Raw genomic sequence first — 9,949 nt, forward strand, 5'->3', positions numbered from 1 at the left:
GGCTCCTCGATTTCGGCCAGAACTTCGCGGGCCGGCCCGTGCTCAAGCCCGACGGCACGGTGCCCCCCGCACGACGATCAATGAGCCATGCGGCCTTGCCGGGGAAAGGCCGGACGGGATGGATGGCTGTGTCCGTGCGGATGGTCCTCGGCAGCGTCTCCGCCACGGTCGTGGCCGGGGCCACCCCGATTCCACTGCCGACCGGTCGACGTCGCGCCCGGGAGCGGCCGTGACCGAGCTCCGCGCGCAGGTCGGCCCACCGAGGCGTATGCAGGGTGCAGCAAGGACTCGAACCGGATCGTCGCGTAGGCGCACCCGATCTGAATCCGCCCATCCAAGGCCGCCCGTCGCCGCGTACTCGCGCAGAGCGACGGCCGCGCCACGGGCCGGTGGCGCATTCGATGATCACGCCGGATCATCGGTGCTCTTCTCCCTGATCCGCTGGGCGACGTCGCGCAGTTTGATGTTGTGGTTCTGGGAGATGTTCCGCAGCACGCTGAAGGCCTCCTCGTCGCTCATCCCGTGGCGTTCCCTGAGGATGCCCATGGCCTCGCCGATGGCGTGCCGGGTCTCCAGGGCGTGTTCGAGCTGGTCGATGGTGCGGGCGTCCGCGAGGGCGACCGCGGCGTGCGAGGCGAGCAGCCAGCCGGCGGTCGCGATGTCCTCGGTGAAGGTGCCCGGGCGGCGGGCGTACAGGTTGAGCGCGCCGAAGTCCTCCTCGTGGGTGTAGAGCAGCACCCCGGTCATGCTGCCGATGCCCAGTTCGCGCGCGGCCTCGGCGTAGCGCGGCCAGTCCGGCTGGGGCCGGGTCATGTCCGCGACCCGGAACACCCGGTCCTCGTCAGCGCGACGGGCGAGGTCGAAGCACGGGCCCTCACCCAGCTCGCCCTGCCGGCGGTCGGATTCCACGACCATGTCGCCGTACGAGGCCAGCGTGACGGCGCGGCCCTTGCGCACCGCGAGGATCCCGGCCGCGTCACAGCCGTCCACCAGCTTCACGGCCGACGCCGCGATCTCGTCCAGCGTCTGCTGCACCGAGTCCTGCTTCAGCAGGCTCCGCGCGAGCAGGGCCATCTCCTCGGCGAACTTCTGCCAGTCCATGCCTCACCACCCGCGTCGATCACCAGTCCGGCCACCCTACGCACAGCCTGGCCCCTCACGGGCGAAGGCACCAGGACCGGAGAGCGGGGCGCGGCCTCGGCGGCCGGGACCTGTGAGAGTTCCCTTCACGCAGGTCCCGCCCATGGTCGTGGGTTGCGGCGCGCACTGCGGGCTCCTGTATTCCCCACCCCACCCCACCCCGGGCGGGGTAGGGCGCCGAGATCACGAGATCGCACAGGACGTGTGTCGCCGTCGACCCCGTCCCATAACCTCGTTCATGGAGGTCTCGGAGGCCACGTGGGTTCACCGTGAGGAGGCGAGGGTGCTCGGCAGGAGCACGGGGGTGCGGTTGTTCGCGGGCGCCATGCTGGCGGTCTTCATGGCGCTGGTCGGCCCCAGTGCACCGACCGGTGCCCTCTTCGCCGGGGCCCAGCCCGCGGAAGCCGTCAGGGACGTCGTACCGAACCGGGTCATGACGTGGAACATCTGCAACCCCTGTGAGGTGAGCGACGTCGACAGGGCCGCGGAGATCGCCGCATCCGCTCCCCAGGTCATCGGCCTGCAGGAAGCGTGTGTGCGTGACGTCGAGAGGATCCGTGAGTATCTGGAGAACCTCCACGGGCTGGTCTACCACGTCGAGTACGGATCGGTCCTGCGGAAATGGGGCCGCTGCGGAGGGACTCCGTGGAATCCGGGGGCCTTCGGCCAGGCGATCCTCTCGGCGGCACCGATGACGGACCCCGTCAACGTGGAGTATCCCGACGGCGGCTCCGAAGACCGCGGCTACATGGCCGTCACCACCACCGTGGGCGACCGTTCCGTCCGGGTCTTCAACACGCACCTCGCCCAACGGCGTCAAGAGGCGGTCCGGGCGGAGCAGACGCGCGTCCTCGCCGCAGAGGTCGCCCGGCACGACCGCGCGATCCTTCTCGGCGACTTCAACGCCGTGCCGGACTCTCCCGAACTGACCGCGATCTGGGCACTGGCCACGGACGCGGACCCGCAGTGCCATCCTTCGCCCACCGGCACCTGTCAGCCGACCACCGACTGGCAGAGCAAGTTCGACTACGTGTTCCTGCGCGGCTTCGTCCCGCTCAGGCACCGCGTGCACCCGACGCCGTACTCGGACCACCACCCGCTGCACACCGACGTCGACCCGACCTGACCTTGACCTGAGCGAGAACCCCGGCCGGCTCGTCCCGGGCCGGGCCCCGTCCGGACCCGTCGGACTGGGCATACGGTCCGGTCGGCGTGAGGCTGGAAGGCAAGCCGCGGGGCTGCGGACCGCGGACCGGCGTGGTGGTCCCGGCGTCGTCTCGAGGAGAGGTCACGGCCGACCAGCGCGAGGAGACGGGCCGCACCGTGGTCGGGGTGGACGGCTCGGACTCCTCGAAGCAGGCCCTGCGGCGGGCGGTGCGCCAGGCGGAGCTCACCGGGGCATGGTGCCGGCCGTGACGGCCTGGGACCAACCGCGGTTCCACGGCGCTCTCGGCCGGCCGCCTCCGACGAGGAGCGATGAAGCGGCGCTGGAAGGCCGGGCACGGGAAGACCTCACGCGGGTGGTCGAGGAGACCGCGGGAGCGCAGCCACCCGTGGAGGTACGCGCCGAGGGCCAGTACGGCCGCCGTCGGCGTGCTGCTCCGCGCCGCCCGCGAGGCCTCCCTGCTCGTCGTCGGCAGCCGGGGGCTCGGGGGATTCGCGGGGCTGCTGCTGAGGTCCGTCGCCCAGCACTGCGCCCAGCACGCCGACGGCCCGGTCGTCGTGTTCCGGGAGGGCGGACAGTGAGTCCCGCCTGCGCTCCCGGCCAGAGACATCCCGACCGTGCGTCGTGGTCATGGGGGTCTCCGGGGGCACCGGTTGCGTGGTCGCCTGCTCCGCACCGAAGCGGAGCTACCGGGACACCCTGCGCGCGGCCTGCCCCGGCGTGTCGGCGGCCGCACCGGCCGCTGCATGCCGAGAACGCTGCTCGGCTCGCAACCCGTCACGCTCGAACCCCTCGAGCCGGACGAGCGGGGGAAGGGCCGTCGACGCGGAACCGTCTCCCGACGCGATCGCGGCGATCGCAGTGCGGCTGCTGCGCGTCCCTGACCGCCACGCCCGGCTCGGCCCCCGGCACCGCAGGTCAGCGGCCCGCAGGGCCCGCGAGGAGGACGCGCGTCGCCGGGCGACGTGGAATTTGCTGCCGCAGGGGCATACGGGGAAGGCAAGCAGGCAGGGCATGCCGGTGACAGGGACGCCGGCCCGATCAGCAGGGAGGCCGCGATGACGGGGCCGGAGCACACGGAGACCATTCATGGGCCGTCCGTGCCGACAGCGTCCGTCGTGCTGGCCGGGATACTGGAAGCCATCGGCGCCGGCGCCTACGTCGTGGACGAGCAGGGCTGCATCATCGCCGCGAACACCCGTGCCGAACACCTCCTGGGCCGGTCCGCCGACGACCTGACCGGGCATGACGCACACGACCTGCTGCACCGCGGCCCGCAAGGGCAGCCCCTGCCGCGAACCCAGTGCACCATGCGGCAGGCCTTCCACGCCGGGCGCACGGCCCAGGCGGACGAGGACTACTTCGCCTGCGCCGACGGCACCCTGCTGCGCATCTCCTGGCTGATCACGCCGTACGACGTCGGTGGCCGCCACGCCGGCACGCTCGTCATCTTCCACGCCCCCGACCACGAGCAGGCCCCCGACCCGCTGCCGGAGCCCACCGCCCAGCCGCTCTCGGAGCTGCACCGGCTGGCCCTGCTCGCCGAGACCACCGCACAGCTGACCTCCACGCTCGACGCCGACGAGGCGCTGCGCAGGCTGGTGACCCTGGTCCTGCCCCGCCTCGCGGACTGGGTCGTCGTCGACCTGATCACCGAGCGCGACGAGGTGTGGCGTACCGTCGTGGTCCACGCCGACGGTGACACGTTCACGCACCGCGAGGACTTGCAGGGGCCGATGCCGCCGGTCCCCGAGGAATCCCCGATGCCGCTGTCCCGGGCCCTGCGTGGCGTCGCCTCCAACCTGGCCGGCCCGCAGACCTACCAGGGGCCACCGGACTCCGGCATCGCGGTCGAGCAGCGCCGCCTGTTCGACGCCACGGGCATGCATTCCGCGGCCATAGCGCCCATCCGCAGCACCCGCGCGGTCCTGGGAGCGCTGACCCTGGGCCGCGACGAGAACCCGGCGCCCTTCACAGCCGTGGACCTGCCCCTGATCGAGGACATCGCCCGCCGTGCCGGCCTCGCCCTCGACAACGCCCGCCTGTACCAGCGCCAGCGCAAGGTCGCCGAGACGATGCAGAACCATCTGCTGCCGCAGATGCCGGGCGTCGCGGGCCTGCAGATGACCGTCCGCTACCTGCCCGCACCGGACGCCTCACAGATAGGCGGCGACTGGTACGACGCCTTCCCCCTGTCCGACGCCTCCACGGCCCTGGCCATCGGAGACGTCGTCGGCCACGACCTGGAGGCGGCGGCCGGCATGGCGCAGGTCCGCAACATGCTCCGCGCCTACGCCTGGTCCCAGCACGAACCGCCCAGCCGGATCGTCGAACGGCTCGACGAGGCGATCCAGCACATCACCGATGTCGACATGGCCACGACGATCTTCGCCCGGGTCGAACCGGCCGACGACGGCCACTGGCAACTGTCGTGGACCAACGCCGGCCACCCCCCGCCGCTGCTGATCAGCCGGGACGGTCTGGCCGAGTACCTCACCGACGGCCACGGCATCCTCCTGGGCACGCAGACCGGCACCCGGCGCCCGGACGCCACCACGCAGCTGCCGCCCGGTTCCACCCTGGTGCTGTACACGGACGGCCTCATCGAGGCGCCCCGCCGCACCCTCGACGAGGGGCTCGACCGGCTGCGCCAGCACGCCGCCGCCCTCGCCCACCGGCCCCTGGCCTCGTTCACCGACCAGCTCCTGCGCCGCGTCCGCCCCGCCGGGAACGACGACGACGTCGCCGTCCTGGCCCTGCGCGTCCCCGGGAGCTGACCTGTGCCGAGCCCCGGGCCTGAGCTGGTGAAGCACCGTGAAAACCCGGTGGAGGGACTGCCGGTGGGCCCCCTTATGCTGCACCGGAAGATCACGCGGGACCAGGGGAGGGCGCGCCATGTTCGGCAAGCTGTTCGGCAGGGATGCACAGAGACCGGCGGCGGATCCGTACGCCCTTCCGGTCCCGCGCAGGCAGAAGAACGGGATGTACACGCTGCGCGCGCTCGGGGACGCGCGGGTGCTCGCGCTGATCGAGGCGGCCGACGCGGGTGACTGGGACGCGGTCAAGGCGGCACTGACCGCCTTCGACCTCGGCCGCGACCATGCGGTCCTGGGTGAACTGGCCGAGCTGGACGGTGTGCAGGACTGGATCGGCCGGGCCGTCGAGGAGGACAAGGAGCACCGGGCGACGGCCCTGCTCATATCCGGGGCGCGGCACATCTCCTGGGGCTGGGAGGCGCGTACCGCCGAGCGCGCCGTGAACGTCACACAGGACCAGTGGCGCGTCTTCCACGAGCGGCTGGAGATCGCCGAGGAACGCCTGCTGGAGGCCGCCGAGCTGCGGCCGGACTGGGTCACGCCGTGGCGTCAACTCCTCACCTCCGGCCGCGGCATGTCACTGGGCCCCGCCGTCAACGAGGCCCGCCGCGACGCCGCCCTGCGCCGTGACCCACTGGACACCGAGACCCACATCGAGTGGCTGTCGCAGTTGCAGCCCCGCTGGGGCGGTGAGCCGGGGCAGGCCCTGGCGTTCGCCCAGGAGACGTTCGCCCGCGCCCCGCACGGGCACCGCCTCGGCTGCGTGATCGCCATGGCGTACATCGAGGAGTGGGTCGAGTCGGACCGCGGGGACTACCTCGTCACCTCCGAGATCCAGGCGCAGTTGCGCGAGGCGGCCGACCACAGCATCCTCCACCCCTCCTACGTGTGGCGCCCGGGCTGGCAGCAGGACTTCAACATGTTCGCCATGGCCCTGTCCCTGGCCGGTGAGCGCCACACGGTCCGACGCGTCTTCCAGACGCTGGACGGTGCCTACACCACGTGGCCCTGGGAATTCTTCGCCGAGCCCGAGAAGCAGTTCGCCCGCCGGCACCGCCGCGCCTGAGCACCCGGGCTCGAAGGACCCGCGCGCACCCCCGAGTTCGCGCCCCAGCGCCCACGGCCAGGCCCGAGTTCGAGCCCCGCGCCCGCGCCCGAGTCCGATCCCGAGCGCCCGCGCTGATACACCCGGCCTCCCCGCGCCCCTGCCCGCGCACGCGCCCGGCCCCGGTGCCTGCCGCGCGCCACTCGCCCTCCCCTCACCCCTCCCACCCCGGACTGCCTCATGACTCTCCCCGACACCGCCCCGAACGCGCCCGGCGCCGACCGCACCTTCCAGGTGGACCTGCGCGGCCTCGTCGACCTCCTCTCCCACCACCTCTACTCCAGCCCCCGCGTCTACCTGCGCGAACTGATGCAGAACGCGGTGGACGCGCTGACCGCCCGGCGCGCCGTCGAACCTGCCGCGCCCGCCGACGCGTTCGGCGTCCGTCTCCACGCGGACGGCTCGGTCGTACGCGTCGAGGACGACGGCGTCGGTCTCACCGAGGCCGACGTGCACGGCTTCCTCGCCACCATCGGCCGCAGCAGCAAGCGCGCCGACCGGATCGCCGAGCAACGCGCGGACTTCATCGGCCAGTTCGGTATCGGCCTGCTCTCCTGCTTCCTGGTCGCGGACGAGATCCACGTCCTGAGCCGCTCCGCCCGCACCCCCGACGCACCCGCCGTGGAGTGGCGCGGACGCGGCGACGGCAGTTACACCGTCCGCACCCTGCCCACCTCCGCCCGCCCCCGCCCCGGCACCACCGTCACGCTGACGCCGCGCGCCGACGCGGGGGAGTGGACCCGCCCGGCGCAGGTGCACGCCCTGGCCCGCCACTTCGGCTCCCTGCTGCGCCACCCGGTGACCTTCGACGACGGAACGGCAGCCGGCACCGGCGGCCTCGCAGAGGGCCCGGGCGTGTCCGTCAACCCCGAACCCGCCCCCTGGGCCCGCACGTACCCCACCCCGGGAGCCCGTTCCCGCGCACTGACCGCCTACGGCGAGGACGTCTTCGGCTTCAAGCCGCTGGACACCATCGAGCTGGACCTGCCGGCCGTGGGCCTGAAGGGCATCGCCTGCGTGCTGCCCGAGACCGTGCCGGCCGGCCGCCGCCACGGACACCGCGTGCACGTCAAGGGCATGCTGCTGTCCGAGCAGGCCGAGGAGATCCTGCCGGAGTGGGCGTTCTTCGTGCGCTGCGTCGTCGACGCCGAGAGCCTGCGCCCGACGGCGTCCAGGGAGTCCCTGTACGAGGACGACACCCTCGCCGCCGTCCGCGACGCCCTCGCCGAGCGGCTGCGCGACTGGATCGCCCGGGCCGCCGCCAGCGACCCGGACCTGCTCGGCCGCTTCCTCCAGGCCCACCACCTGGCCGTGAAGTCCCTCGCCGTCCACGACGACGAGATCCTGCGGATGCTGCTGCCCTGGCTGCCGTTCGAGACCACCGACGGGCACACCACCCTGGACGAGTTCGCACGCACCCACCGCACCGTGCTCGTGACGTCGAGCGTGGAGGAGTTCCGGCAGGTCGCGGCGATCGCCTCGGCCGCCGGGCTCGGCGTCGTCAACGGCGGCTACACCTACGACCGTGAACTGGTCCACCGGCTGCCCGAGATCAGGCCCGAGGCCACCGTCGCCGACCTCGACCCGGCGACCCTCACCGCCCACCTCGACCCCGTCGACCGGGAGACGGAACTCGCCGCGGCGGCCTATCTCGCCCAGGCCCGCGACGCCCTCGCCGTCTTCGACTGCGATGTCGCCCTGCGCACCTTCCAGCCCGTCTCCGCGCCCGCCCTGCTCATCGACAGCCGCGAGGCCCGGCACGAGCGCACCCGCTCCCAGCTCGCGCGTGAGCAGGAAGGCGGCCTGTGGGGCGACATCCTCGGCGCCCTGCGCCAGGAGGCGCCACGGGCCCAGCTGATCCTCAACCAGCTCAACCCGCTGGTCCGCACGGCGGTTTCGATCGACGAGCCCGAGCTGGCCCGCACCAGCGCCGAAGCCCTCTACGGGCAGGCCGCGATGCTGTCCCGGCGCCCGCTCCGGCCCGCCGAGTCGAGCCTCATCAACCGCTCCTTCCTCGACCTTCTCGCCCACGCCCTCCGCAAGGACAGCTGACGATGCCGACCGCACCGCAACCGCAGAACACGGACGAGCTGTACCAGGCGCTCCAGGACAACCAACGGCGCCCCTACGGCCGCACCCGCACCGTCACGGCCGAGGAACTCGTCGACGTGGCCGAGCGGTTCGCCGAGCCCCTCCCACTCGTCCGGACCCTCCTCGAACTCCAGGAGGCGTACACCTACGGCTCCGAACCCCGGAAGTCACCCGTCGTCTTCGCCCGCCTGCTCACCCTCTTCGACGAGCAGCCCGACGTCTTCGACGACAGCCTGCGCCACCTGCTGTTCTGGCGGTTCAAGTGGGTGGCCAACGCCCTGCGCGCCCTGCCCGAGATACCGCTGGCGAGCCTGCGCCAGTGGCTGACGGAGATGCGCGACCGCTACGAGAAGGCCGGCCTCGGCCTCCACCCCTACTACGGACAGGCGTACCAGCTCGCCGCCCACGTCGGCGAGGACACCATCCTCGCCTACGAGCTGTGGGCGGGCCGCACCCGCACCCGGCTCAGCGACTGCGAGGCCTGCGAGATCTGCGAGCGCGCCCTGTACCACCTCACGGCGGGTGACGACGAGCGGGCCCTGCGCGCCTGGGAGCCCGTCCTGGCCGGCCAGGAGTCCTGCCAGGAGGAGCCCGCCCGCTCCCTGTCGTACGCGCTGCTGCCCCTGCTGCGCACCGGCCGCTCCGACCGGGCCCGCGACCTGCACCTCGCCGGCTACCGCCGCTGCCGCCGCACCCCGTCGATGTCCGCAGAGGTCGGACGGCACCTCGAGTTCTGCGCCCTGACCGGCAACGAGGCCCGCGGCCTGGAACTGCTCGCCGAGAACCGGAACCTGTTCGACGAGGTCGACTCGCCGCTCGACCAGCTCGACTACCTCACCGGCGTGGAGGTCCTCCTCCAGCGTGTCGAGGTTCTGGACCACGGCGAGCTGCCGACCGCCGGATACGCGGGCCGCACCTGGACCGTCACCGGCCTGCGCGCCGAAGTGCGGGGCCGCGCCGACGACCTCGCCGCCCGCTTCGACGCCCGCAACGGCACCACGACCCACGCCGACCGCCGCAGGACCCGTCTGGACCGCGCCCCGCTCCTGGACGCCCTCGAGCTGACCCTGCGCACCCGCAGCCTGGACGACGTGGCCCCGGCAGCCCCCGTCGCCACGGCCCCCGCCCGCCCGGCGGCGGCCGTCGCCGACGCGCTCCCCGAGCTCATCCTCCGCGCACGGGCGGCGGACGAACAGGGGCACCCGGACGCCCGGGCCTGCTGGGCGCGGCTGCGCACGCTCGTCGCCGCCCGCGACTACACCCACCCCGACGACCCGGCCGTGGGCCCGCTCGCCCGACTGCGCGCGGACCTGCTGACCGACGAGGCGAACCGGGCGCACGAGAGGGACGAGTTCGCCGACGCCGCCGCCCTGCACGAAGAGGCCGCGGCCCTGTACGACGACGCCGGCGCACCCGCAGACGCCGCCCTGGCCCGCGCCTGCGTCCTGCTCGCCACCGCCGAGATCCCCGCGGAGGACGCCGAAGGACCCGAGGCGAAGGCCGCCGAACTGAGCGCCGCCCACGCGTCCATGGTCCGCTTCTCCACACCGTCGAGTTCGATGAACCCGCCTTCCGATCCGCCGAACCCGCCCTCCGACTGGCTGAACCCGCTCTCCGACCCGGTCAACTCAA

General features: G+C 73.0%; 6 protein-coding genes and 2 pseudogenes. 7 read left to right on the forward strand and 1 reads right to left on the reverse strand.

Annotated elements, in window-relative coordinates:
- A partial coding sequence (locus ABZ281_RS22265; protein ID WP_356657958.1) for a hypothetical protein occupies window positions 1-233 on the forward strand: 233 nt, incomplete at its 5' end.
- A gap of 172 nt (window positions 234-405) precedes the next feature.
- Here the strand turns inward: ABZ281_RS22265 and ABZ281_RS22270 are convergent.
- Window positions 406-1,101 carry a GAF and ANTAR domain-containing protein gene (locus ABZ281_RS22270; RefSeq protein WP_356657960.1) on the reverse strand — a complete coding sequence of 232 codons (696 nt, stop codon included), beginning with the start codon at window positions 1,099-1,101 and terminating at the stop codon, window positions 406-408.
- A gap of 277 nt (window positions 1,102-1,378) precedes the next feature.
- Here ABZ281_RS22270 and ABZ281_RS22275 point away from each other — a divergent pair, with 277 nt between their 5' ends.
- From ABZ281_RS22275 to ABZ281_RS22300, 6 genes and pseudogenes are all read left to right on the forward strand, one after another.
- Window positions 1,379-2,266 carry an endonuclease/exonuclease/phosphatase family protein gene (locus ABZ281_RS22275; protein WP_356657962.1) on the forward strand — a complete coding sequence of 296 codons (888 nt, stop codon included), beginning with the start codon at window positions 1,379-1,381 and terminating at the stop codon, window positions 2,264-2,266.
- A 134-nt stretch (window positions 2,267-2,400) separates the two neighbouring features.
- A pseudogene (locus ABZ281_RS22280) lies at window positions 2,401-2,886 on the forward strand (universal stress protein).
- Between the two features lie 477 nt (window positions 2,887-3,363).
- Window positions 3,364-5,082: a SpoIIE family protein phosphatase gene (locus ABZ281_RS22285; RefSeq protein ID WP_356657964.1), complete on the forward strand. Its 1,719-nt coding sequence runs from the start codon at window positions 3,364-3,366 to the stop codon at window positions 5,080-5,082.
- A gap of 118 nt (window positions 5,083-5,200) precedes the next feature.
- Window positions 5,201-6,187 (forward strand): hypothetical protein, encoded by a 987-nt coding sequence (locus tag ABZ281_RS22290; RefSeq protein WP_356657966.1) that lies wholly within the window; start codon window positions 5,201-5,203, stop codon window positions 6,185-6,187.
- Window positions 6,188-6,406: 219 nt separating this feature from the next.
- A complete protein-coding gene (locus ABZ281_RS22295; protein ID WP_356657968.1) occupies window positions 6,407-8,278 on the forward strand; it encodes an HSP90 family protein in 1,872 nt (623 codons plus the stop codon).
- A 2-nt stretch (window positions 8,279-8,280) separates the two neighbouring features.
- Window positions 8,281-9,949 (forward strand): annotated as a pseudogene (locus ABZ281_RS22300) (hypothetical protein); the annotation flags it as partial.

This window comes from Streptomyces sp. NPDC006265, assembly GCF_040613555.1.
Lineage (GTDB): Bacteria > Actinomycetota > Actinomycetes > Streptomycetales > Streptomycetaceae > Streptomyces.